The following is a 24,209-nucleotide window of genomic DNA, read 5'->3' as shown; positions in this document are numbered from 1 at the left end:
GAAGATTTATAGCAGCTTCTCCAAACCGATTTCAATCCACATCCATTAGCTGATTCCCCAAAACAACCAGCGCTATTCGCATCTTATTTTGAAATGTCTACTGGATACGTGAGCGGTTACTGGCTATACGAGATCAGCACAGATAATCCAACATGGCTCGATTCCTCCCTAAAACCAGTTCTGAATAGAGCGCAAGCTCATCAACTTCAATAAAAATTCAACACTTTAATACAAAGAATCTGACCTATGCAAATTACAATCGACCTACCCCCAGATCTCGAACAAGACCTCATCCGCCAAGCGGTTGAATCAAATGTCGGGATCCAAACCCTTGTTCTCCAAGCGTTACGCCAGCTAATCCAAACAGCACCTAGCTCTATTTCCCAGTGGTCGGATGTCGTCCTGTCTTATGAAGGAATTCCTGATTTCCCGGCTTTCGAGTCCTATCGTGATCAACTCCTGCCACCTCGTGAACCGGAATTATTCTGATGCGATACCTTCTCGATACTTGCGTGATCAGCGACTTTATTAAAGGTGAAGCTGGCACTCAAGTTAGACTCAAGCAAACGCCACCTAGGGACATTGCTGTTTCTGCTATTACAGTCATGGAGTTACGCTATGGCTTGGCACTCAATCCTCAACACGCCCAGAAAGTTGAACCGATCATCGCCAGCTTTATTGCTTCTGTGAGGATTCTTCCTTTCAACACCACCGAAGCTCAACAAGCGGCTCAAATCCGTGCCATCCTCAAATCTCAAGGACAGCCGATCGGTGCTTACGATGTGTTGATAGCGGCTACTGCACTTCAGTATAATCTTGTTATGGTTACTGCAAACCAGCGGGAATTTGATCGAGTGCCTGGTTTACAGACCGAAAACTGGCGGCAGCTATAAACTTACTGGAGTGGAAGGGGGAGAGCCTTCCTAGCCTTTCCACTCTGATTCAGGAATATCTGCACTCACAAATATATTCCTCAGTGTTCCAATCGGTAAGTCTCGTCCTTTGTGATACGGAACAATAACTTGAAGGTTTTGTTGAGAGTTGCGCCACTTCCGGTGGCTACCCTTCTGGCTAATCAGATCGAAACCGTACCGAGCAAGGATAGCCTCAACTTGTCTAGCATTCATCCGGCGAATCCGATCGCCCATTAAATAGTAACCTCGCAAGTCACAGAACCTTCATGCAGCTCAAGGGGTGCAGGTTCAAGGTAGAGCTGAATAGCCTCACGAATATTTTCTATTGCTTCTACTTGAGTTTCACCACAGGAAGTACAACCAGGAAGTTCGGGGCACCAAGCTGCCCAGTCTCCGTTATCTAGATCAGGCTCAAGAATGACTCTCCATTTCATCAGACTTATCTCTAAACTCAGTATTAAAATTGGTAAGCACTAAGCATTCAGCTTATTTGCTGAATGCTTAATACTGATCGCTGACAGCTAAACTAGAATAGAAGATTAAATAATCTAATTGGTAATTCAATTAGGGAGAAAATACCACTAGCAGGTCTCGAAATCCTTTCGACATTGTCCGCAGTTGTTGCTGCACCATCCCGTTTAACAATAATCACATCATTAGGCTGCAAGGTCGGATTAGTTTCCTCGTTAACTGGAGCCGTAAAATCGATTTCAATTTCTCTTTTTTCAACTGTGCCATTGCGATTCAGGCGAACTAATTCAACAGAACCCTTTTCAGCACGAACGTCATCAAATCCCCCAGCGGCAAGCAAGGCTTCATTCAAAGGAGCATTGGGCTTGACTTCGATATTACCAGGTTGTTTAACTTGACCAACCACATTGACCGGGATAGCAGCAGCAGAAAGGTTGGAATCTGCTAATGCCAATGCTACCTCTGGAGCAATTTCGTCAGCTTTGGTGACAAGAATTGTATCTCCCTCCTTTAAGAGGATATCCTGAGTTAGGTCACCCTGTCGCAACAATTGCCAAAAATCCAAGGCAATTTCTTGTTGTGTACCCCCTTGGGTCAAACGTCGCACTTTAACCTGGCGAACATTAGCGTCTTGGGTAATGCCTCCAGCGATCGCGATCGCTTGAGTTACAGTTGGTGGTGCATTGGTGCTACGGATATCAGCACTACCGATGTTAATGTTATTATTACCCAGAGTTTCTCCCTTGACCACATAAGCTCCTGGGTTAACCACTTCCCCTACCACAGCCACTTGAATCGGACGGCTGGCATTAGCTGCAAAACTGGCATTGGACAATAGACGGGTTTGCTCTGGGTTGATAGCAGTAGTAGTTCGGAGCAAGATTTCATCCCCATCCCGCAAGGTAACATCCTGCCTGATATCACTTCTATTAATCAATTGCTGGAGATTGATATAATAAGTATTGCGCTGCCCAGAGCCTTCAAGACGCCGAAGTTCTACTTGCTTAACGTCTGCTGTTAGGGTAGCCCCCCCAGCCAAATTAATCGCTTGAGTCAGGGAGGGAAATTGCTGTCCTTCATTCAGACCCATGGTGTAGGCTCCAGGGCGACTCACTTCCCCAGCCACGGAAATTTTTAAAGGACGGGGTTTCACCAGACTCAAGGAAACTACTGGGCGTTTGATGTAAACTGAAAAGGCACTGGTGACGAGTTCGCTAGCTTGATCGAGAGTTTTTCCCCTTACAAATACACTACCAATCAAGGGTAAGTTAAGGGAACCGTTCACCAGTACTTGATACTGACCACTGTATTCATCAACATCAAAGATATTCAGGGTAAGAACATCTCCAGCATCAAGGGTATAAGCTCTGTCTGGTGGTAAAGAGTTACGCACAGGGGGTGTGGCTGCTGATACCGTGTTACTCTGATTCACCTTAATGAAGTCAGCAATGGATGGTGGAGCTGGTGCCTCGCTCGGGGATGGTGGAGCTGGTACCTGGCTCGGGGATGTTGAAGCTGGTACCTTGATTGAAGGAATTTGAGCTAGGGTAGGTGTAGGTAGGGTAATAGCGGAAACCACCAGTAAGCTTACACCCACAACTGGTCTAGTCAATCGTGGTGTAATACTGTGATTCTTAGCAATTTCGCTTAATATCTCTTGGGGTCTTTTTTTCCCTAGGTTAACTGTATTGATCATAAACATATTGACTCTTGCTAGATAAAGACACACTAAATTGTGCAGAAAATCCGGAATATGTTGTGACTCAAGCCACCTCACCAATGTGTTTAGGGTTGTTTAGGCTTCGTTGACGCTTTCTTTGGCCTGTCATTTGTAATTGGTTATTGGTTATTGGTGAGCTTGATCTGGTCTAGGGTTTCATCCCTTCATCGGCAAGCTATAGGTAAAGCGCACTCACTACTATGACGTCTCTGATTGTGGTTGGGATTTGATAACAATTGACAACTGACAATTGGTGAACACATAGATTAGCCTGGTAGAGCAACATTGTTAAAGAGCCGTTATCGGTTTGTTCTACTTAGAGGATACTCGTAGCTGGAAAGTTCCCTATCTGAGCAACTGCTGCTATAAGTTATTAGTCATACTTAATTCTTAATACCCACATAATAGCACTGACACCAATCTGTTACCCTTTGCCAACTCTAAGTCAGCAGGTTATACTTGACTAGTAGTTTGCTATTCATCAAGACAGAAGGGGGTCTTATTTTTTTTTTGACGATTTAAAATAGAACAAAAGTTATTTAATAACACAATAGATTTAGCTGCAGTTGTCGTGAACAGGTAACAGGTACTAATACTTGATTAAAACAGCATCAAGAAAATATTTTTTCAACAAGAGTTATTATTAAAATAATAATTATAAGTTATGCTATAATAGTTTTATTTACCTAGGTAATCAACTAAATCCTATCTATATTTAGAGCTGGCCTCGCGTTTAGATATTGCCAACACTAACCTTAATCTTTCACTCATAATCTCCCTATTTATATCTATCCCTATTTATCCATACGGAGGTTTGCATAACTATCAAGTACACAGGATTTTCTCCTTCTTCCCTCTTCCCTGCTCCCTGCTCCCTGCTCCCTGCTCCCTGCTCCCTGCTCCCTAAAACCCAAGAATTTGTACCTGACTGAATTGCAAACCGCTGTCAATGAATTAGCATTAGCCATACTTTAACGACAATCTAGGATGATTACCTGAATTTAAAAGACTGTCGCTCAGGGCTATCAATTAGCATTCTTGTTCTTTATTATAGTGTACAATTCGATTCGTGATATCTAACATGGATAGTTAATATTATCATGACATGAATCGTTTATTTCCTGAGAAAAGTTAATGAAAAAGGCACTGGTTTGTGGAGTATCTGGTCAAGATGGAGCCTATTTAGCGAAATTGCTCTTAGACAAAGGCTATACTGTCTGTGGCACGTCACGGGATGCTCAAATGTCCTCCTTTAGTAACTTGGTGTATTTGGGTATCCGAGACCAAGTTAAGTTGGAATCAATGACACTCACGGATTTTCGCAGTGTCTTGCAAGTGCTGACAAAATTCCAACCCTATGAAGTCTACAACTTGGCGGGGCAAAGCTCAGTGGGTTTGTCTTTTGGACAACCGGTAGAAACCCTAGAAAGCATAGCGACTGGCACGATTAATTTACTAGAGGCAATTCGCTTTACTGGTGCTCCCATTAAACTCTATAACGCTGGTTCTAGTGAGTGCTTTGGGGATACAGGAGAACAAGCAGCTGATGAACAGACTCCCTTTCGTCCCAGAAGTCCCTATGGTGTTGCTAAAGCAGCAGCGTTTTGGGAAGTAGCTAACTACCGTGAAGCCTATGGGTTATTTGCCTGCTCTGGTATTTTATTTAATCATGAGTCTCCCCTACGACCAGAACGATTTGTGACCCAAAAAATTGTTAGTGCTGCTTGTCGGATTGCTAACGGTAGTCAAGAGAAGCTTCGTTTGGGCAATATGGCAATTAAGCGTGACTGGGGTTGGGCTCCTGAATATGTTGAAGGAATGTATTTAATGCTACAGCAAGACCAGCCAGATGATTATGTAATAGCGACAGGGGAGAGTTATAAATTAGAAGATTTCGTGGCAACGGCGTTTGCTACAGTTGACTTGGACTGGCAAGACCATGTGGTGACCGATAGCAGCTTGTTCCGACCAACTGATTTGGCTTTAGGGAAATCTAACCCAGCTAAGGCAAGGGATAAGTTAGGCTGGCAAGCCCAATACAAAATGCCGGATGTGGTGCGAATGATGGTGGAAGCTCGGTTGGAGAGTTTGTCTGAGTGAAGGCTTGCATGGTTGGATGCAAAGGGTAAAGGGTAAAGGGTGAAAAGGGACTGGGGACTGAGACGGTGATATAACTGGTGCTGCTGATATAACTCTGTCCCCATTACCCCATCACCCCATCACTGCATCACCCCATAACCCTATCACCAGCCTAAAATCCTCGTAGGGAAAAGGAGGTATTTTGGGCTACCTGTAAGGCTTGGACTAGTTGACCTAAAGAATATTTCAAATGGGAGCCAGCATCCACTGCTACCCAGCCTTGGGGAGTGGCATGCCGCCATTCAAAGTGTAGGTGGGGACCAGTAGAATTACCGGTGCTGCCAACGCGGCCAATTACAGTTCCTTTTTGTACCCATTCCCCAGGTTGGACGAAGATTTCTGATAGGTGAGCGTAGCGGCTTTCTTGGGTACCTTCCTCATGGCGCACCATAACGGTCAAACCGTAGCCACCTAAGAAGTCAGCTGTTACTACTTCACCATCAGCGGCAGCAACAACTGGAGTACCTAGGGGTGCTGCTATATCTGTACCAGCGTGGAAACGGCGATTACCGGAAATCGGATGAATCCGCCAGCCGAATAGGGAGCTAATGGCAGAAGGAATGGTTACGGGGAACACAAAGCTGGATTGCCTGAAATTGGCCAATCCTGAGGGTCGTTGGGTGAGATTGTAGTAGGCTAAGGCTGTAGGAAGTTTCCTTACAGACCGATTCCTCCGAGCAACGCTAATCCCACGAGGAACCCATTTAGCTGGACGAGTTTTGGCAGGTTTGACCCGATTAAATCTGACCGGTTGAACTGAATTATATCTGACTGGTCGAACGGGATTATATCTAGCAGTTTGAGTACCAATTACTCGTGGTCTGGGTAATTGAGTTACTCTACCGTTCCGTCTACCTCCAGTGATAGCAATTGGTTGACGCCTCGGGGCAACACCACAATTCCCCCTGAGTTGCCCATTTCTGGCTACGGTGCGACAACCCCTTGACCGTTCAGTTAAGACAACTGCCGAGGGGGGAGTGTACCGTTTAGTGGCACCAACATTGTAGTTTGTGCGGTCAATATAGCTATTTTTAGCAGCGGTTTTTGGAACACTAGGCTGTAATGCTACTGGATTGAGCTTGACTTTTGGTGGCTTGGCGACAGTGGCTTTAGCTGGTACAGAGAATTGGGTTCTACGCTGTACTGGTTTGACTGCGATCGCTTTTGTCCGGACAGATTTCCTAGCTGGTGGAGCAATCGGTTTCTTGACCTTGATAGCCACGGAGGGAGCTACTGATTTCCGGGCAGCTTTTGGTGCTCGTGGGGCAATGGGTTTAGTGACCTTGGTTGCTGCTACTGGTATGACAGCAGCTTTTGCTGGAGCTGGTTTTGCCACTGGCACAGCTGGCACCGGAAAGGAGCTTGGGGGTGTAGGTTTAGGCAAAGCAGCAATAAGAGTTGGATCAAATGCTGCTTCCGTTATAGATTTGGTAGTGGTGTTGACTGATACAGCTTCTATGGGTGACTGAGTTTTTGCCACAACCATACCGCTGCTGAGGACACCAATACTACTCATCACACTCAGTCCATGGATGAGTTTTGGGCATCGGTAGAAAATGCTATACAGGGTGCTACCAGGGGAGTTTTCTTTGGTCATTTACGACTCACTAAAAATAATTACTACACAGTTATACTCGCGCTTGTTAGCTATCAGCCATAATTCCGGCCTTGCGTCAGTCTTCGAATGAATAGGAGTAGAGTGGGCATCCTGCCCGCCCGAAAATTGTAACGGGCCAGATGCCCATGCCACGGCCAGATGCCCATTCCACGGCCAGATGCCCATGCCACGGCCAGATGCCCATTCCACGGCCAGATGCCCATGCCACGGCCAGATGCCCATTCCACAGGTGCGACCGTTGGCGAATTAAATTCGCCACGGGTCGCACCGCCAGGAACGGGCAAGATGCCCATTCCACAAAACTCTTAAAATCATTCCATTATTAAGCAACGCCATAATTCCTGTTTTGTTGATTAGTTGATGCTTAACATTTGACCCTTAACCGTAATAGTTCTCAACAACTACGATAGCCAAGACTGATTGTACCGGGCTTGAGCAAAATTTCTTTTGGGGTCGGAGTATCGTGTAGATGCACTCGCAGTTCGCCCCTAGGGGTTACCCCTGTTATGATGCCTGGATTTCCTTCTACCATGACTTGGCTTCCTTGATAATTGAATAGCGCTAGATATCGTGGTAGCAAACTATTCATTCCTTCCTCTGACCAGAGTTGATATCCGGACAGTAGTCCTTGTAAAACAATGGCAGCCAGCATTTCTATAGAAGTCACAGTGGGAGAGGGCTCGGGTTGCCAAAATGAGCACAAATTGATGCCAGATTCCGGCACCTCATTGCTCCAGTTGATTCCGACACCCACGACTGCTTTGGTAATTTGACCCTGTTGCACACGGGTTTGTGTTAGAATACCTCCAAGTTTGCGTCCCTTAAGCAGTAGGTCATTGGGCCACTTCAGAGACACTGGCATAGCGTAAGCTCTCAAGGCTGTAGCAATTCCCCAAGCACTACACATGGTTAGCTGGGCGCTGTCCAATGCCTGTAACTTGGGAGCTAAAGCTAAGGATAAGTAGAGTCCACCTTTTGGAGATTGCCATTGTCGTCCCCACTGTCCCCGCCCTGCTGTCTGTTGCCCAGCAATAACCATCGAGGGAACTGTTGCACCTTGGTTGAGCAATTCCCAAAGGGTTTGGTTGGTGGATGGGAGAGTGTCAAATACCTGTAGGGGAATTGGTGAGAATTTCCCCATGCCTGGGGAGTTGAGGGGCAACTTTTCCCTTACTGCTTCCAGAGCAATTTCAAACGCTTGTTGATTAAATGAGCTCTCATGCATTTAAATGATAAGCTCACGTAAATGAGTATTTAGGGTGAAGGACATTTATCTCGGCAATAGACTTCTAGAGATTTAATTGTCGCTGAGTCGCGATAGTTCTGGGTTTGGTTATATTCTTTCAAGGGTGAGGCATAAAGGCCAGAAAACTGATTATTAGTATCATTGGCGGCTACTCCCATGCGAAAGGCTATATCTTGTGATAGGTTGGCAAAATTGACGTATTCCCTAGACTCGCTGGCATAGTTAAAGGACAAGGTAGCGTCACCGTAGGCTTGCTCAGCTAGTTTGACGGATGTGCCAGGACCAACACCTTTGCTGGTACGATAGTTAGAATTTGTGGTGAATAACGCTTCGATTACGCTTGAATTCCCCATAGGTGTCCCCGCAGGGTAAAGAATATAGTATTGGGGTTGTCCTGATTGGATAACTGCGATCGCATCGAAACCGACAATAAACGGTGACTTCACCTCAAATTTTGCTTTATCCCCTAGGGATTGTTTTAGCTGTCCCAAAGTCATTCCCAACTTAGCCGGTCCAATTCCTTTAGCAGAGATAGTAAAGGCATCTGATGCCGGAGGAGACAGTTTGGCTGTGGACTTTGAACTGCCAGATTTAGATGTGTCCTCTAAATTAGGCGGGCTTGGCATCGGTTGGGAACTTGTTGTTGTCTTAGGTGGTGGAGTAGGCGACTCGCCACAGCTCATCAGCACCATCAGCAAACTCGTGATTAACCATCGAGATTTCATCAAAAATTCACGGCTGGATACTCCCCTGACACCCCATTGGGGTTAAACCTGAGAGGTTGCGCCGCGCCTCCTACAAAGATCAGTTAATGAACATTTAACCTATATATTTTAATTGATCGGTGTTTTTTGACGATTGACGGTTAACTGTGAAATGTCAAGATTAACTCTCAACAAAAACCATAGGTGCGCTTTCCGCATCTAATTATTAAATTCGCCACGGGTCGCACCTCTAGCTATTTTCCTGATCCAATAATTTGTTCCCGAATTAGTTGTGCTGTAGCCGGAGCAAGGAGTACACCATTGCGATAATGACCTGTTGCTAGCCAAACATTATTGTAACCAGGCAGTTGATCAATAACAGGGGCAGGTCGTCCTTCTGGACGAGGGCGTAACCCGTACCATGTGTGGATAATCTCTGCTGTGGCTAGAGGAGGGCAATATGCGATCGCATTCTGTCTGACCACCTCCAGTAAGGCTGGTTGTGCTTCCACATGACCTGCATCATCGGGAAACTCAACCGTTGCGCCCACCCAGTAGTCTTGCTTACCTACTGGCAAAATATGAACATCATCACGAGTAATCACTGGCTGAAAATCTTCATCTCCCATGGGCTGGGGCAGCCGCAATTTTAATGCTTGTCCCAGTACTGGTTTTATACTCACAGGTAGAGCTTGACTAACTTGCAAGTCTTGTGGTTGGAGCATCTTAATCAACCCAGATGAACCTAACCCAGCAGCCACTACTAGCCAATCTATCTCTAGGGTTCCAGCATCCGTATAGATTTGGGAGCAATTGAGAGAATTGTTGAGCTCGGAACCTATGGATTCAAACCCTCTAACTGTGATTCCAAAATTAAACCTAACCCCATTGGCCTCAGCACCAGCCACTAATACTTGAGTTAGGATAGTTGGATCAATTTGTAGGTCTTGGGGAGAATAGATTCCAGCAATAAATTTATCTTGACTTAGCTGAGGACAACGGTGCTTAACTTGGGGAACATCCCAAATTTCTAATTGCCAACCTTGGGAGAGGCGAGTTTGTACTAGTTTTTCCCAAGACGCCAAGTCCTCTCCAGGCAAACACAGCTTCAAGATACCGTTGCGATTAACTGGAATCTGGTATCCCGTGAGTGCCTCTAATTCAGGAATCAGGCTCTGATAGCGCTGGATACTGGCTTGGCGCAGCTGCCACGCCCTACCCTTGACTTTCTTACTAATGGCACCCATGAGTACCCCTAAAGCAGCACCAGTAGAGCCTTGTGCTGGCAGATGCTGGTCGAGGACAGTGATACTTAGCCCATTTACCCGACTAAGTTCATATGCGATCGCTGCTCCAACGATACCGCATCCAATAATAGCGACTTTACTCACAATTTTATGAAGTTTAAAGTTTAAAGTTTGAATTATGAATTATGAATTATGAAGTGTGAAGTGTTATTTCAGAAGTGTTAATTATGAATTATGCTTATGGATAAGGTTTTTATTCCACCTTTACACTTCACACTTTACCCTTTACACTTTACACTTTACACTTCACACTTTACCCTTTACACTTTACACTTCACACTTCACACTTCACACTTCACACTTCATACTTCATAACTTTTTAACTAGTGGGAATTAATTCCAAAAAGTCATCAAAGTTTTTCAGCGCTGCTGCGTAGTTTTTGAGTGCTAGCTCGGAGTTGCGCTCTACAGAAGCTTTGTCAATTTTCACCAAAGATTTCAACAATACTTCAGCCGCTTGCTTGGCAGCTTTCTGGTCTTTGGGAAGAAGTTGACCAGCCAGATAGTTACTGCTGCGCCCTAGATCTCCTAACGGACCATGGATAAATGAACTAATATCTACCCAGTTTTCGTCTTGAATGTTGGCTTCGAGAACTGGCATTTTCTCGCGAAGCTCAAGCACTCTAGTAGCACTTGTCTGGATTTGGGCAATTTTTTCAGGGGTGTAGGTAGGAGCTGTGGTTGCACTTGGGCTACCACAGCTGACCAAAAAGGTCATCACCATTGCCAGAATCACAGTCAGAATAGACCGATAACTTCTCATCATCATTGTTTGTTCGCTAGCCAACCGATCGGGAAAACTATTTAAGGTTCTTGACACTCCCCGCCCGCTTATGAGCGGGGATTCTTAGTTCTACGACACGCCTTAAAATTAGTTATCCGTCAAAGGCAGTACTTAAGCCAAATAGCCGTTTAAAAACGCGCATATCGAGCCTAATTTAACTAAACGAGCGTGGGCTTATCTCCCTAAGCGTTGGGTCTCCCCCGTTCCCGTGTGCCCCACGGTACGTTTAGTTTTAAAAGGTTATTTTACTGGGGTTTCGGTATCTGTTAAGATCCATGCGTTTTGGCGAGGTATGCGCGCTCCTCGTGTACTAGTATCGCTTTACGTCGTTGTTTTAAATTGGCAGTACCGACGAATCCTGCCTGTACTAGGCTACATGTTTATTCTATCACACTTTACTTAAAAGCCGTCCTAGAATAACGGGGCTTTAAACCCAAAATTTTTGGTCAAGTACTATAACCTAATATTGGTCACATCAAACGCAAAGTTTAATACTCAATATGGCAGCTTGACCACTGATTGTGTCAAAGCTTACCGACCCAAGCACTACTTTCAGCAAGATCTTGGTTGGCGAAATACTAATCAATTCACGATCTGCTTAGGTAGACGCTGCTGAAAGCTGTTTGCCTTTCTCAAGCTTGTAGATGAGCTGTACAGATATAATATTAAAAAGTTTCTATAGCAAAGGGAACAACGGATCACCGGAACAGCGGATCACCGGAACAGCGGATCACCGGAGTAGGGAATATTGCATCAAAAATTATCACAATTGATTTAGGATTGCTATAACTATAGCTTTTACCAAGCTATCATAAAAGCAAATCTGATTTATAATAGTAAATAATCCTTGGATATCTTTTTTACTATTCCCATATCCGCTGTTCCCTACTCCCTACTCCCTACTCCCTACTCCCTAATCTAAGGGCCTAAGTACCTTACCGAATTGAGAACTGCTATATATCATGGCATTTACAGATTTTAAATCTGCTGACGAAGTACAGAAGGCATATCGAATCAACTATACCGAAGAAGACTTTCTTCCCATTTCTTCTGTCTCGCCACCAGAGCAATTTATTCAAGATTACGAGTTTAGCAGGCAAAACTTTGATATTTTCTCATCCGAGGCTGCCCGCTGTGAAAACGTTATCTACCCGATTTTACGTGAAGCATGTAAAAAGTTTGTTGAACAATATTCAATCTGGAGCCATAAATCGATTTATGCAGATAGTATTTTAACGGGAACACCAGATTATATTTTTGGTAAACGTTCAGAACTGGGTAAAAACGTAATAGAGTATCCGCTGATTTTGATTGTAGAGGCAAAACAAAACGATTTCATGAAAGGTTGGGGGCAATGTTTGGCAGAATTAGTAGCTGCACAAAAGTTAAATAAAACTGAGAGTCTGGTGGTATATGGAATAGTTACTGATGCTGAGTTGTGGCAGTTTGGAAAGCTGGATGGAAAACATTTTACCAAGAATTATTCTAGGGTAACTATTAATGACTTAAGTGAGGTATTTGGTTCGGTTTGCTCTGTTGTGGAGTTAGCTGCGAAGTCATCTACGGTGCGCCCCTCCTAGGGCGAGTAAATCGCCCTAGGGTCGCACCGCTAGGAGTAGGTTAATGGGAGCAGGGAGGTTTGCAGCAGGGAGTAGCGATGCAGCACTATAGTTGTTAATGCTTTTTTCCGTTGCAGCCCAGTATTAGTATGCTATAGAATGAGACTAATAAGACCGAACCTATTGGCAAAATGAGCGATCGCAATATTATTACCATCGAAGCGGATAAGCGAGGTGGTAAACCTTTTATTCGACAGATGCGCATAACAGTTGATGACGTTTTAGGCTGGCTAGCAGCTGGTATGTCTCACGCCGAAATTGTCGATGACTTTCCAGAATTGAGCAAAACAGACATTAAAGCTTGCCTAGAATTTGCTGCTGATCGCAACATCCTTTAATTGGCACGGATACTAAACAATTCAAGCTTTCCGTCGTAGAAACGGCACCAGGATTTCACTAATTTCCTTCGACCAATGCTCCTGAGGGTAATGTCCAGCTTCCTCCAGCTTCACTAATTCCCTATTCTTAAGCTGATTAGCAAATTGCTCAGCTTGTTCAACCGGAAGCCAAGGGTCTTTGAGTCCCCAAACAATTAAGGTTGGCTTGTCCCAGTTGCGGAAACCTGATTCAATTTCTGCCATACACTTGTTCATCTGGATATTCTTGATAGTCGCTACCAGAGAACGTCCAGGATCGGAACTTTTCAGAAAGGGCTTGCGATAGAGATCTAAATAGTTGTCTTCAATGCGATAGCGCGACCCCCCTTCCAGAGTTCGGTCAACTAACAAGGGGTCTTGGGTTAACATATCTCCGATGAATGGCCATCCCCATTGCTGCATTTTGCTGGGTAACTTGGCAGCCGAGGAGACAGGTGTATTTAGAATCACTAGACGCTCAATCTGGTCTGAGTGACGCAAGGCATATTGAAGTCCCACTGAGGCGAGAAACCCTTGGACAACTAAGGAAAACCTTTCGATTTCGAGGTGTTTAAGGAAATCGCCTAAGGCTTCAATGAAAGCATCTGGTGTGTAGGGAAAGTCAAGCCGGTCCGGTTTTGCGGATAATCCAGAACCGAGCCAATCTGGTGCGATCGCATCGTAGCCTACTTTAGCTAAATCTGGCATGATCTCACACCAGCAAAAACTCTGGGATGGTAAGCCATGAAGAAGTATTACTGGCACTCCTCTACTATCCCCAACTGGTTTAGCTTCCCGATAGAACCATTCCCAAGACCCGACTTCTATAGATTGTTCACTGATTGACACGGTTGTTTTGCCTTTACGCTGTTGCTTGTCGTGTGGCAATCCTGATCGACTTGTGAACAATACTTCCATTGAAAATAGTTCGTCAGTCCTGAGTGCTGAGTTTTGAGTAAGAACTGTTACTGTCCACTTTTCAGCTGGGATTGCTATATGAGCTTACCGCTGAGTGGTAATTTAGGCAACTTAGGAGGATGATTTATCTAAAGCGGAACGGAAGTAGGAGAAGCGGGGCAGTTATAGGAAATGCCCCCATGTCAGAAGACCTGGTTCTAGTTTTGATTAAATATTTAACTTATACTACAAAAGTATAAATTTTTATAAATAATTGGGTAGATTTGTATTAGGTTGTAATAAAAAGATACAAATTACGTTACTAGCAGTTAACCATAGGAGATTAGGCGTGAACGCAGCTGAACAAGCAATCGGCTTAGAAGTCACCACCAAAATTGCGGCTGTTGTGAATTTGTTTAAGTCTGAATTCCCTGATGCCAAGGCTGACCTCAAGCCTTGGACAAATGACCCGGAAACCCGAGAACTGGTGGATCCTAACTCTATTGACATTGGCTTTCACTTCCCTGGCTGGAGTAGACGCTTCCAAAGTCGAAGTATTTTGTTACAGATTCGGTTTCATAAAGACCACTTGGATCAATCTCATCGGTTGATTGGTTTGGAAGCGACCGCCTTTAACCATCAAGGAGAAGCTTGGCGACTCTCCACAGTGGAGCGTTGGCAAATTATCGGTAGTTGTCAGCCATCAGCTGAAGTGGGGGAGAAGCTAAAACATTTCTGTCGTCAGGTGTTTGAGTTGTTTCTCTGATTTAACTTGCCAAATCTGCTTTCAACCAAATAACCTTAAACCTTCAACCAAATAACCTTGGCCTTTGGCCACGCTACGCGAACAACCTTAAACCTTCAACCTTCAATCCGATATCCCCTTGGTGTAATCATCCAATCCTGATGAATATCAGTGCTTTGATTACCAATCAGCACCATAGTCAGCATATCAATGGGTATTTCCAGCATTTTGTCAAGAGTTGTGAGAGTGATTTTTTCATCCTCTCGATAGGCGGAAACCACAATGGCTACAGGAGTATCAGGTTTACGATGCTTGAGAAAAATCCGTTGTGCGATCGCAATCTGCTCAGTGCGATTACGCGATCGCGGATTGTACAACGCAGTCACAAAATCTGCTGCGGCTGAGGCTTCTAGACGCTTTTCGATTACTGGCCAAGGGGTCAATAGGTCACTCAAACTAATGGCACAAAAATCATGCATCAGGGGTGCTCCCACACGAGAGGCAGCAGCTTGTAACGCTGTAATACCAGGAAACACTTGCACCTCGGGTGTCTTACCATCCCAGCCCCTAGAGCGCAATTCTTCTAACACTAACCCCGCCATACCATAGATACCGCAGTCACCAGAGGAAACCACTGCTACCGTTAATCCCCACTCAGCCAGTTCAATGGCACGTTTTGCTCGTTGGGTTTCTTGGGTAATCGGTAATGCTTCGATAATTTGTCCTGGACGTCGCAAGGTTGCAATTAAATTGATATATAGGGAGTAACCAATCACAGCATCAGCGCTGGATATAGCTGTTTTAGCTGCTGGGGTTATTTGGTCAAGATTTCCCGGACCGATACCAACTAGCAACAGTTTGCCAATACGTCCAGTGTATTCTACTGGGGATTGAGCGATCGCTACAGTTACTGCTCCTACTTGATTCGCTGATTTAACTATTTGTTTGGGAACTAATAAAGGTTGTTCGCGTTCGCGCAGCGTCGGCTTTGCCGAAAGCGTGGCCTTTTGGCCAAGGTTAGTCGGTTGAAGGTTAGTTGGTTGTAGGTTAGTTGGTTGAACGTTAATCGGTTGTAAGTTAGTCGGTTGAAGGTTAGTCGGTTGTAAGTTAGTCGATTGAAGGTTAGTCGGTTGTAAGTTAGTCGATTGGAGGTTAGTCGGTTGTAAGTTAGTTGATTGAAGGTTAGTCGGTTGTAGGTTAGAACCTTGGCCAAAAGGCCACGCTTCGCGAACAACCTCCAACGTGCTAACCTCCAACGTGCTAACCTCCAACGTGCTAACCTCCAACGTGCTAACCTCCAACGTGCTAACCTTCAACCCTCTAGCCCCACATAGAGCTGCTGCTTCGGCAACGCTGGGAGTACCAACTTCTGCCGCCACCACATCCGATGGGTTGGGTACAGTTACGGAACGGAGTACCTCAGCTGGGAAAGTGCGTAAGGGCCAATGGCGCTCTTGGCACAATTGGACTATACCGACTTCATCGGCTTTCAGGTCAATAGTCGCAATTCCTGCGATCGCATTTTCTGATAGACCATAACCCTCACAGGTCTGCCGAATCGCCATTTCAATCAACTGCTTCGATGTCCCTCGCTCACAACCAATTCCCAACCACAGTACCCGTGGATACCACTGCACGTTTGCTAAATCCGATTCTGGGGAAAATTGCTGTTGGGTGGCACTAATCCAAATCCTGGCTTTGGGTGAGATCGACTCGGATTCAGTTGTAGCGCGATTGTCTGGAAATCCGAAATAGAAAGGATGTCCATCTCTAAGATGAGCTTGCCAAAGAGTGGAACCAGCCTCTTGAATTACCTGTACTATTTCCCCACGGGCAACCACAGCACTTACTCTAGTCCAATCCCCTTCTCCCCGATACCAGCCAAAGGGAATACCTAAGACATCAACTCCAGGTAGACCTAAATCTGCTGCTGCTCCCGTTAAAATAGGCGTTGAGTCCAGTTGGGACGCAATTAACCGTGTCAGTTGATCTGCTCCCCCTTGATGACCACTACACAAACTAATTACAAAACCTCCCCCTTGATCAACCACCACCACCGCTGGATCACTGGATTTATCCGTTAACAAAGGAGCAATTAAGCGCACCACTGCTCCAGCTGCCAAACAAAACACCAAGGCACGGTGGTTTGGCCAGAGGGAGGCAATGTGGTCTTTGAGGGAACCCTTGTAGACAGCAACCTGTTCTAGGGTGCTCAGAGAATTAGGTACCCAAAGGGTTCCACCAGTAGTTTGACAGAGGGGTTGCAGGATTTGAGCCCCAGTAGGAGTGGTAGCGATCGCAGCTAGGGGTTGGAAATTTTCAAAAACCGATGCCATCATGAAAGAAATAGACCTTACCTAGGGCACACTTAAGATACCCAGCTTTACTCTTAAAATAGAATATTCGCGCTTGCTGTTTATCGGTTCCTCGATTCCCAAACCAGCATAAAAATACCCAGGCTAATAACAACTGATATAATGACGAACTTGGGCTATTTTTTTCAATATTTTACAGTTTACTTCTTGAGCAATACAAAGCACATAAAAATCTGATCTAATTCTAATTTATTATTGATTATTTTATTACAATTAAACTCCCATAACCTAGATAGCATTTCCAACTATATCATCAAATCCAATCCTGATTTATGATCACACCAAAAAATTATCATAGCGACTGCATCAAGACAAGGATTACAGTTTTTGATATTACCAAAAATTACTATTATATAGTTGATTAACTCTTGCCTCTTGCCTCTTGCCTCTTGCCTTCCCCTCCTGGGAGGGGTTAGGGGTGGGTTCCTCTTGCCTCTTGCCTCTTGCCTCTTGCCTTCCCCTCCTGGGAGGGGTTAGGGGTGGGTTCCTCTTGCCTCTTGCCTCTTGCCCTTCCCTAAACGATTCTGTTCACAACTCAAATTATATTGTCTATTATGTCAGTTTCTATTGCCTATCTCGGACCACCAGGAACTTATACAGAAGCCGCTGCCACAGCTTATGCTGAGCGACTCCAGAAACAACAGGGTCAACAATCCCTCTTGTGTCCTTATCCCAGCATTGGCCAAACCTTACAATCAGTAGCTAACCAACAAGTTGATCTAGCAGTGGTACCTGTAGAGAATTCCATTGAAGGCAGTGTCGCCATGACACTAGATCGGCTTTGGCAACTAGATCAGCTCCAAATCCAACAGGCTCTGGTTTTGCCAATCAGACATTGTCTGATGTCACGGGCATCAACCATAGCAGAAATTAAAACGGTTTATTCCCATCCCCAAGCCCTGGCTCAGTGTCAGCGGTGGTTAGAGCAGTTTCTGCCATCAGTGCAACTGGTACCTACCAACTCCACTACTGAAGCGCTACAGTTTTTGGACAAAGATCACAATGCAGCAGCGATCGCATCTGAACGAGCAGCAAAGCTTTATACTCTACCAGTACTCGCATCTAACATTAATGACTATCCCGATAATTTCACTCGATTTTGGGTGCTGAGTTTAAAGCCATCTCCTGGAGGTAGTCATACCTCCTTAGCATTTAGTCCTCCTGCTAATATACCTGGATCATTGTCTAAACCACTCCAGGTATTTGCCCGTCGAGGCATTAATTTAAGTCGGATTGAGTCTCGTCCCACCAAGCGATTACTTGGTGAGTACATATTCTTTATTGAACTGGAATCAGATCTCTATGCACCATTATTTAAAGCTGCTCTTGAGGAAATAATTCCTGATCAGGAAATCCTCAAGATTTTTGGCAGCTACACCCTCATAAATGTTGATAATTTGACTTTCAACAGTTAACCGTCAACCGTGAACAAAACTGTTATAGCAGTTACTAATTGGGTGAGGTACTTTCGTTCTGGGTTAATGGAAGTAGGGAGTCGGGAGTCGGGAGTCGGGAGTCGGGAGTCGAGAGCAGCGGATCTGGCAAAAAATCCTGTGTACCTCATAGATAAAGCTTAAGTCAATGCATCTTTGAGTACAGTGCGTGCTGCTAAGTGATTGCGAGTTGAAGTGAGAATTTCTGTTTCCCGTTCTAGACGTTGTGCGGTGTCCAGGGTCTCTAAAAGTGCCTGTTGTTCTAAGGCTACACCGTACAGATTGCTAGCAACCCAGTAAGACAACTCAATCGGTAGATCGGGCAGGTCTTCTGGTAGCTCAATTTTCTGGTTGGTCAACTTCGCGGAAAGACGCACAACATCCCGCAATAACTGTGCCACCTCTTTTGCCTTTGGTCTGAGGTCTTCAGCGGGTGGCTGGTCTTCAATCCATTCCACTAGTCCAACCCGATAGGGCTTTTCACGAACGTACTCTAAGACCCGAAACCGCTGCTGACCTAACGTTACTATTTTCATCCGGTCATCGGGAAGACGCTGAAAGTGAATAATTTCAGCGCAACAGCCAACTGTAGCTGGTTCCTGTTTTACAGGATCCCACATTAAGACACCAAATCTGCGATCGCTCTCCAAAATCGTGTTCATCATGATTCGGTAGCGAAATTCAAAAATGTGTAACGGCAGAGGGCGTCCAGGAAATAAAACGACTTCAGGTAGGGGAAAGATGGGGAGTTCTCTGACAGCTATCGAGGAAGAGGATACCATTGTGCCTGGGTTAAAAAGGTAACTTCGCTTATTTACATACTGTAACGGATTTTGTGTTTGACACTCCAAGGCATAATTCGTCCTGTAGTCTTTTGTAGTGACATAGCTACACTCACGAGGGTAGGGGAGTGTAGGCTTGAGCTTGTCAGCAATAGCAGTGATATAGCGCTACGCGCAAGTCAGAAGTTAAAAGTCAGAAGTCAAAAGTAAGCTAGGATTAGGTTTCGGAGTTTAGAAATGTCAAACATATTAATGCCTAGTGCTATAACTTCCAACTCTTACAGCGGATCTTTACGCTAAAGCATGCTGGTATACAACAGTATCAGGTCTTGATAATTGTGTATGATTCAGCGAAAGAGGTGATTGTGGAATGGAGAAAGTAGCTCAATACCGCGAGTACGTTCAGAGATTACTGAACGACTACGCCAAGGATGATATTTCTAATGATGAGGTGGAAGTACAACTAATTTTTGACACTCTTCGGGATCATTATCAGTGGATGAATGTGGGTTGGGAAGATTTGAATCGAATTTACCGTTCTATCGTTCATTTAGATATCAAAGACGGAAAAATTTGGCTCCAGCAAAATCTTACAGATCTTAATCCTGCTGAGGATTTAGTTGACATGGGCGTTCCACGAGAAGATATTGTCTTGGGTTTACAGGCTCCTTACAAGCGGCAGTACACTGATTATGGTGTCGCTTGATATAGTAACGCTGCCATCAGACCTTGCCGTAGTTATCAGACAAAAGGCTTGCAGGCAACAAAATTGCAGTTATCGGAAGGGTCGATGCACTGGAAGCACTGGCGATCTGTTGCATTGCCGAAATATTTCTACCGCCAGTGAGCTTGACACTAGAAAGTTTCTATAACTAGACTATTAAGTAGTCAGAGAATTTTACATTAGTGGAATCCGTGCCACATAAGCAACTGATTAACTTACTTCTGGCAGTCTCTCATAATCTTAATTAAATCTCTTTGTTTACCTAACCAAGCAAATTTTTACTCTTCCTGTTTCTGATTTAGGGGAGGGGAAAAAAGGCTGAATTAATTTCCAGTGTTGGTTACTCAAATCAGTTCTGTAGGATTGACGACTCATCTCCACTGACTAATTGTAGCTGATTTTTACCTATTATTTTTTCCAATTGCTCCCTCTCAGGAGTTTTTCTTGATATTTTTTATATAGATACTCTCCTATAGATCCCTGATTGCTTGCACAGTTAACTTTAGACAAAACTTGCCAAGTACTTATGCATAAATATGACCCTGCAAATCTAAAGATATCCCATACAGAGGTTTTACAGGCTTCAAACTTATAAAAAAATGTTTTTGAGTTAGTTTATGATAAAAAGTATCATAAACAACTGATTATTTTTACATATTATTTTTTATTATTATTGTATTAATTATTTTTATTGTTTTATGCACTGAAGTCTTTATTGATAACCATGATTTTAGTGCATTTTTTAAATTTTTAGTAGATTCAACTTCTTTAATAATTACTTTTTTGTTAATTAATACTTTAATTAAAGAGGCTAAAAAAGGTTACCATAAATTCAGGCATCTCAAGAGATTATATAAATCAGTGAAAAACTTTAATTCTCTTGTTGAAGGAGTTGACGCCTTGGATCAGGCTGGGCGTTCAGTTGGTTTAGATAGATTGGAAAATAAAGAAAAAGTGATTGAAGCTCTGACAATTATTAGAGCTGATTTAATTGCTGCCTTAAAACTCGAAAAAATATTCAGAGAAAATCCAGATTTCACTTCAAATAGTTTTGCCGTCAATTTAGAACCTTTACAGATTCTAAAGCTGAGTGAGCAATCGAGTGAATATGGTCGGTTATTCAATGAAGCTATCCAAATTGGAATAACTGTTCAAGAAGAGATGCAAAGTCTTCAAGGTAATGCAAGCAAGCCGTATCGTAGAACTGGAGTTTAGACTAAAGCTTGATGGGAGAATTCCATAAACCGTTTAATCTCCGATTGTTGCTGAACATTCAATCAAGCATGGAGAAAACCAATACGATCTTAAGTAGCACCCCCAGACCTCAAAGCCGTCAGTAATCAGTAAGTCCAGTAGGATGGGTTAGTGATAGCGTAACCCATCATTAATTGACGGTTAGTCTGCTAAGCACAAAAGTGCTGGAATTTTTGAGGTTGCTTGGTTTCCTAACCATTTATCACAGCAGATGCTCTAGGGGGTGGAGGCGATCAGTCATCCCGAAAGTTGCTGATGTATTTCTAGTCTCAAGGAGAGGTTTTTGTCTGCTGCAGTTGAGGGGGTTTTGTGGTCTTGCTCGATACCATAAATTTGGTATGATCAAAACACTCGATCTTTCTAGTGTATGAGTGGCATCGATCGTGAGATTTTTCTGGATTCTAGACACATTGCCAAGCATCTACCTGGCACACCACAAGTACAGCGGTTACTCAGGCGAGGCCGATCGGCTCATGTTTTTAACAATCAAGCCACAATGGAAAGAGTTGCTCAAGCCATCATAGAGACAGGAGAGTTTACCGGAGTCATACGAGGATATGAGCGTTACGGTTTGTTCTTCGCTGATTCAATTGGTTACAGAATCAGCCCCGATGGTAGCCCAAGCACTCCCTTGTTTTATGGAGAGGTGAAAATTGATGGAAAAAACCAATACCATGTTATTCCCCGTACTCGACCCAGCCAATAGTGAGTGGGATTTCGCTGAAGTTTGGATTGACCCCATGCTATCCCCTCCCTACATCCTGCTGTTACTCGGTAATTCATCAGGTAGTTGTCGTGTGTACGATCCTGCTGAGAATTACAAGGTTGTGTTTACTGGAGCAACCTATGATGAAACCCAAACTTGGCTGTTGGAAGATGAATACGAGCCAATGGAAGGGCGACTTTCAGCATCGGAGTTATAAAGATTCCTGTTCATTCTACATTCGCGGGTTTCACGATCTCCACCAGCAAAAGGTTCAAAAAGTTCCTTATCTGTACCACCTTTATTATACAACCATTGGCGAATTTGGGGTATTAGCCAAGTTTTACCACCAGCATAGCGAAATGGGCTACGTTGGGGGACACTAGCTACATTTATGACTTTTTTAGGACTGGTGAGAGAGGCAGTATTAAATAGCTCAAGTTGAGTCATTGTCACCTTTCTTCAGACTTCCCTATAAAATAGACACAGCTCTAACAGTTACGCTCAAAATCAGGAGACTGAAGTAGCATACAGTGACTTTACTCTCAAGAAAGTCAAGAAAAAGAAGCATAAGCCTAGGCTTACCTACTTTTTTTCTTGATGGTGATATTACTTAAATCATAAGTAAATGGAGTTTTCTCAACTATTAAAGTAGCATTATATTTCTTATTAAACTTACTTTTTATAATTTGTATATTCGTTCTTCCTTTGGGTAGGCCAAAGCGAGTAAAAACTACAAAGCACAGCTTTTTGATTGTTTGTGGGTTATCTGAAAGTAACTTAATCGTCGATTCTATCTGCTCAACTGCATGGGCAATCTTACTTCCTTTCAACTCTACATAAATTTCTACGTTACTACAAACAAGAGCATAATCACAGCGCTTACCCTCCTTATCTAGGATAGGGCAGCCATCAACTTTAATTATTCTTATTTGATATTGCTTGGAATTCTCAAAAGTTAGTTTACTTTTGTTTTCCTTTAATACGATTTCATTGTCATCTTTATATTCCTCACAATCTGGGAAACGTTTCATAAATACTCACGCTAAGTCCAAAAGTTCATCAAATTCAATCGCTAGCTCATCAGAAACACCGTCAATAAGATTGGCATTGATCAGACCTGTCTCTTTGTCGTCTAAAATTTTTTTAGCCTTGCCATTTTCTAGGACATAGGCTGATAAATCAGAAGTCCTCAGGGCTTTATACCTAGGAAGGATTTTTTCTAATTTAGGTAAGACATCCTGGCTAGATTCTTGATAGAGAATACCAGCTTGAATCAGATTATTAATTGAAGTTAGGATGTAAGGACTATGGGTGGTGATAAAGAATTGAAGTTTTTCCCGATCAGAATTAAAAACACAGGCGATTAACTCAACCATGTTTCGTTGTGCGCTTGGAAATAGATGAGCTTCTGGTTCCTCAATATAAACAGTTTGTCCAGCCGAACTAGCATCAACTAAAAAAGGTAATGCTGAAAGTATAATCATCAGGGGAAATGTTTCTTGCTGACCAGAAGAAGAGTTAGCAATACTAATCCGTCTTCCATCTGCCATCTTCACAAAATCTTCGCCTTCTTCCTCTATATGTTCTCCACATAAAATTTTATTGATCAGCGTGTCGATTTCATCGTTTATCTTTTTTTTGTTTATATCTTCAGTTTCTTTGATGATTCTCCCATTCAAAGCTTTTATACTTTCATAAGTGGAACCAAACTCGATCAGAAATGGATCGATAACGGTCTTCTTAGACATCAAAGAAAATATACTACTTTTGAGATTAGCAAAGAAAGAGCGACCAGCAGGAATAAAAAGCTGGGTATAAGCTGCATCATCGCATAATGAACTCCTCAATAATTCTATTAAATATTCTCTTGAAAATAATTTTTTTATTATAGTTTTATTACTTTCTGGATTTTTTTTTGTTCTTTTTAAGAAGAGGTCAATATCCTTTAATAAAGAAGTTATATCATCATATTTTAGGATATTTGCTTCTATTAAATTATTTTGAATTTCTATCAAAAGATTGATTAAATCTCGTTCTCTATCGAAATTATTTAGTTTCTCTAATAGCTCTCCTTTTAAATTTTTTAAAAACTCTGAGTAATTAAGATTGATTTTGTTTTTATTCTCTTTACTTCTGGTAATTTCAATAAAAACATTAGATATTTCATACTTAATACAGAAATCATATTCTCCCCAGGAATCTGGTGGAAAGTACTCTTGAAAAGTTTGAGAGTAACTATAATCTAGATCAAGTTGAGTTTGTTCATTTTCTACTGTATCTAAAATTTCCCAAACAAAGTTTTTAAAGTAAAAAAGAAGTTTAGCACATACACTTTTGCCACTAGCTTGAGGTCCAATCACGATATTGATTCGTTTAACCTCAATCTCTAGTTCCTCGATACCAGCAAAATTTTTA

The 24,209-nt window shown here is 43.3% G+C and carries 27 protein-coding genes and 2 pseudogenes; 13 read left to right on the top strand and 16 right to left on the bottom strand.

What is annotated here, in order from left to right:
- The first annotated feature begins 246 nt into the window (after positions 1-246).
- Together F6K57_RS17950 and F6K57_RS17945 are read left to right on the top strand one after the other, a co-directional pair.
- Entirely contained in the window at positions 247-489 is a 243-nt protein-coding gene (locus tag F6K57_RS17950) for a hypothetical protein (protein ID WP_293028263.1), read from the top strand.
- Complete coding sequence (locus F6K57_RS17945; RefSeq protein WP_293069649.1) at positions 489-893, top strand: type II toxin-antitoxin system VapC family toxin; 405 nt, start codon at positions 489-491, stop codon at positions 891-893. Before F6K57_RS17950 ends, F6K57_RS17945 begins: the two co-directional genes overlap by 1 nt.
- 30 nt (positions 894-923) lie before the next feature.
- Here F6K57_RS17945 and F6K57_RS17940 read toward each other — a convergent pair whose 3' ends face one another.
- The 3 genes from F6K57_RS17940 to F6K57_RS17930 form a co-directional block, all read right to left on the bottom strand.
- Positions 924-1,148 carry a type II toxin-antitoxin system HicA family toxin gene (locus F6K57_RS17940; protein ID WP_070395705.1) on the bottom strand — a complete coding sequence of 75 codons (225 nt, stop codon included), beginning with the start codon at positions 1,146-1,148 and terminating at the stop codon, positions 924-926.
- On the bottom strand, positions 1,148-1,348 hold the full coding sequence (locus tag F6K57_RS17935; RefSeq protein ID WP_293069647.1) for a type II toxin-antitoxin system HicB family antitoxin: 201 nt from the start codon (positions 1,346-1,348) through the stop codon (positions 1,148-1,150). The genes F6K57_RS17940 and F6K57_RS17935 overlap by 1 nt, the downstream gene beginning before the upstream one ends.
- Positions 1,349-1,440: 92 nt before the next feature.
- Entirely contained in the window at positions 1,441-3,162 is a 1,722-nt protein-coding gene (locus tag F6K57_RS17930) for an SLBB domain-containing protein (protein WP_293028285.1), read from the bottom strand.
- A 1,077-nt stretch (positions 3,163-4,239) separates the two neighbouring features.
- Here F6K57_RS17930 and F6K57_RS17925 point away from each other — a divergent pair.
- Complete coding sequence (locus F6K57_RS17925) at positions 4,240-5,205, top strand: GDP-mannose 4,6-dehydratase (protein ID WP_293028250.1); 966 nt, start codon at positions 4,240-4,242, stop codon at positions 5,203-5,205.
- Positions 5,206-5,356: 151 nt separating this feature from the next.
- Here F6K57_RS17925 and F6K57_RS17920 read toward each other — a convergent pair whose 3' ends face one another.
- Complete coding sequence (locus F6K57_RS17920) at positions 5,357-6,841, bottom strand: peptidoglycan DD-metalloendopeptidase family protein (RefSeq protein ID WP_293069645.1); 1,485 nt, start codon at positions 6,839-6,841, stop codon at positions 5,357-5,359.
- 159 nt (positions 6,842-7,000) lie between these two features.
- Here F6K57_RS17920 and F6K57_RS17915 point away from each other — a divergent pair, with 159 nt between their 5' ends.
- Positions 7,001-7,171: a hypothetical protein gene (locus F6K57_RS17915; protein WP_293028244.1), complete on the top strand. Its 171-nt coding sequence runs from the start codon at positions 7,001-7,003 to the stop codon at positions 7,169-7,171.
- An 85-nt stretch (positions 7,172-7,256) separates the two neighbouring features.
- On the opposite strand, the gene F6K57_RS17910 is transcribed toward F6K57_RS17915, so the two are convergent.
- The 4 genes from F6K57_RS17910 to psbQ all read right to left on the bottom strand — a co-directional run bounded on the left by F6K57_RS17910 (position 7,257) and on the right by psbQ (position 10,939).
- Positions 7,257-8,087 (bottom strand): biotin--[acetyl-CoA-carboxylase] ligase, encoded by an 831-nt coding sequence (locus tag F6K57_RS17910; RefSeq protein WP_293069643.1) that lies wholly within the window; start codon positions 8,085-8,087, stop codon positions 7,257-7,259.
- Between the two features lie 29 nt (positions 8,088-8,116).
- On the bottom strand, positions 8,117-8,833 hold the full coding sequence (locus F6K57_RS17905; RefSeq protein WP_293069641.1) for a hypothetical protein: 717 nt from the start codon (positions 8,831-8,833) through the stop codon (positions 8,117-8,119).
- A gap of 233 nt (positions 8,834-9,066) precedes the next feature.
- Positions 9,067-10,203: an FAD-dependent oxidoreductase gene (locus tag F6K57_RS17900; protein ID WP_293069639.1), complete on the bottom strand. Its 1,137-nt coding sequence runs from the start codon at positions 10,201-10,203 to the stop codon at positions 9,067-9,069.
- Positions 10,204-10,438: 235 nt separating this feature from the next.
- Positions 10,439-10,939 carry a photosystem II protein PsbQ gene (gene psbQ / locus F6K57_RS17895; protein WP_293069637.1) on the bottom strand — a complete coding sequence of 167 codons (501 nt, stop codon included), beginning with the start codon at positions 10,937-10,939 and terminating at the stop codon, positions 10,439-10,441.
- Positions 10,940-11,865: 926 nt separating this feature from the next.
- Between psbQ and F6K57_RS17890 the strand changes: the two genes are divergently transcribed.
- Together F6K57_RS17890 and F6K57_RS17885 are read left to right on the top strand one after the other, a co-directional pair.
- Positions 11,866-12,483: a hypothetical protein gene (locus tag F6K57_RS17890; protein ID WP_293026931.1), complete on the top strand. Its 618-nt coding sequence runs from the start codon at positions 11,866-11,868 to the stop codon at positions 12,481-12,483.
- A 170-nt stretch (positions 12,484-12,653) separates the two neighbouring features.
- Entirely contained in the window at positions 12,654-12,860 is a 207-nt protein-coding gene (locus F6K57_RS17885; RefSeq protein WP_293069635.1) for a DUF433 domain-containing protein, read from the top strand.
- 21 nt (positions 12,861-12,881) lie between these two features.
- Here the strand turns inward: F6K57_RS17885 and F6K57_RS17880 are convergent, their stop codons facing one another.
- The gene (locus F6K57_RS17880) at positions 12,882-13,727 is read right to left on the bottom strand and encodes an alpha/beta fold hydrolase (protein WP_293069666.1); all 846 of its coding nucleotides are present in this window, start codon (positions 13,725-13,727) and stop codon (positions 12,882-12,884) included.
- Positions 13,728-14,124: 397 nt separating this feature from the next.
- Here F6K57_RS17880 and F6K57_RS17875 point away from each other — a divergent pair, with 397 nt between their 5' ends.
- Complete coding sequence (locus F6K57_RS17875; protein WP_293069633.1) at positions 14,125-14,541, top strand: hypothetical protein; 417 nt, start codon at positions 14,125-14,127, stop codon at positions 14,539-14,541.
- Between the two features lie 95 nt (positions 14,542-14,636).
- On the opposite strand, the pseudogene cobJ reads toward F6K57_RS17875, so the two are convergent.
- Positions 14,637-15,368 (bottom strand): annotated as a pseudogene (gene cobJ, locus F6K57_RS42055) (precorrin-3B C(17)-methyltransferase); the annotation flags it as partial.
- Between the two features lie 357 nt (positions 15,369-15,725).
- On the opposite strand from cobJ, the gene F6K57_RS42050 reads away from it, so the two are divergent.
- Complete coding sequence (locus tag F6K57_RS42050; protein WP_364303417.1) at positions 15,726-15,854, top strand: pentapeptide repeat-containing protein; 129 nt, start codon at positions 15,726-15,728, stop codon at positions 15,852-15,854.
- On the opposite strand, the pseudogene F6K57_RS42045 reads toward F6K57_RS42050, so the two are convergent.
- Positions 15,849-16,856: pseudogene (locus tag F6K57_RS42045) on the bottom strand (cobalamin biosynthesis protein); the annotation flags it as partial. The gene F6K57_RS42050 and the pseudogene F6K57_RS42045 sit on opposite strands and share 6 nt — an antisense overlap.
- A 593-nt stretch (positions 16,857-17,449) precedes the next feature.
- On the opposite strand from F6K57_RS42045, the gene pheA reads away from it, so the two are divergent.
- Entirely contained in the window at positions 17,450-18,310 is an 861-nt protein-coding gene (gene pheA, locus F6K57_RS17865) for a prephenate dehydratase (RefSeq protein ID WP_293069631.1), read from the top strand.
- On the opposite strand, the gene F6K57_RS17860 is transcribed toward pheA, so the two are convergent.
- Together F6K57_RS17860 and F6K57_RS17855 are read right to left on the bottom strand one after the other, a co-directional pair.
- Positions 18,307-18,459, bottom strand: coding sequence for a hypothetical protein (locus F6K57_RS17860; RefSeq protein WP_293036581.1), 153 nt, complete (start codon positions 18,457-18,459; stop codon positions 18,307-18,309). The genes pheA and F6K57_RS17860 overlap by 4 nt on opposite strands.
- A gap of 9 nt (positions 18,460-18,468) precedes the next feature.
- The gene (locus F6K57_RS17855; RefSeq protein ID WP_293026920.1) at positions 18,469-19,110 is read right to left on the bottom strand and encodes an LON peptidase substrate-binding domain-containing protein; all 642 of its coding nucleotides are present in this window, start codon (positions 19,108-19,110) and stop codon (positions 18,469-18,471) included.
- Between the two features lie 370 nt (positions 19,111-19,480).
- Between F6K57_RS17855 and F6K57_RS17850 the strand changes: the two genes are divergently transcribed.
- The 4 genes from F6K57_RS17850 to F6K57_RS17835 all read left to right on the top strand — a co-directional run bounded on the left by F6K57_RS17850 (position 19,481) and on the right by F6K57_RS17835 (position 22,011).
- Complete coding sequence (locus tag F6K57_RS17850) at positions 19,481-19,816, top strand: XisI protein (RefSeq protein WP_293069629.1); 336 nt, start codon at positions 19,481-19,483, stop codon at positions 19,814-19,816.
- An 801-nt stretch (positions 19,817-20,617) separates the two neighbouring features.
- Complete coding sequence (locus F6K57_RS17845) at positions 20,618-21,049, top strand: hypothetical protein (protein ID WP_293069627.1); 432 nt, start codon at positions 20,618-20,620, stop codon at positions 21,047-21,049.
- 406 nt (positions 21,050-21,455) lie between these two features.
- Positions 21,456-21,794, top strand: coding sequence for a hypothetical protein (locus F6K57_RS17840; protein ID WP_070395690.1), 339 nt, complete (start codon positions 21,456-21,458; stop codon positions 21,792-21,794).
- Complete coding sequence (locus F6K57_RS17835) at positions 21,763-22,011, top strand: hypothetical protein (protein ID WP_293069662.1); 249 nt, start codon at positions 21,763-21,765, stop codon at positions 22,009-22,011. Before F6K57_RS17840 ends, F6K57_RS17835 begins: the two co-directional genes overlap by 32 nt.
- On the opposite strand, the gene F6K57_RS17830 is transcribed toward F6K57_RS17835, so the two are convergent.
- The 3 genes from F6K57_RS17830 to F6K57_RS17820 all read right to left on the bottom strand — a co-directional run.
- Positions 21,933-22,241, bottom strand: a complete 309-nt coding sequence (locus tag F6K57_RS17830) for a DNA adenine methylase (RefSeq protein WP_293069625.1) — start codon at positions 22,239-22,241, stop codon at positions 21,933-21,935. The genes F6K57_RS17835 and F6K57_RS17830 overlap by 79 nt on opposite strands.
- 131 nt (positions 22,242-22,372) lie before the next feature.
- Complete coding sequence (locus tag F6K57_RS17825; RefSeq protein ID WP_293069623.1) at positions 22,373-22,825, bottom strand: hypothetical protein; 453 nt, start codon at positions 22,823-22,825, stop codon at positions 22,373-22,375.
- Positions 22,826-22,831: 6 nt separating this feature from the next.
- Positions 22,832-24,209 (bottom strand): AAA family ATPase (locus F6K57_RS17820; protein WP_293069621.1); only part of this gene is annotated, 1,378 nt, incomplete at its 5' end.

This window comes from Moorena sp. SIO4A5, from assembly GCF_010672005.1.
Taxonomy (GTDB): Bacteria; Cyanobacteriota; Cyanobacteriia; order Cyanobacteriales; family Coleofasciculaceae; genus Moorena.
Note: the sequence above shows the minus strand (reverse complement) of the source record. Positions and strands in the feature narration are given on the sequence as shown.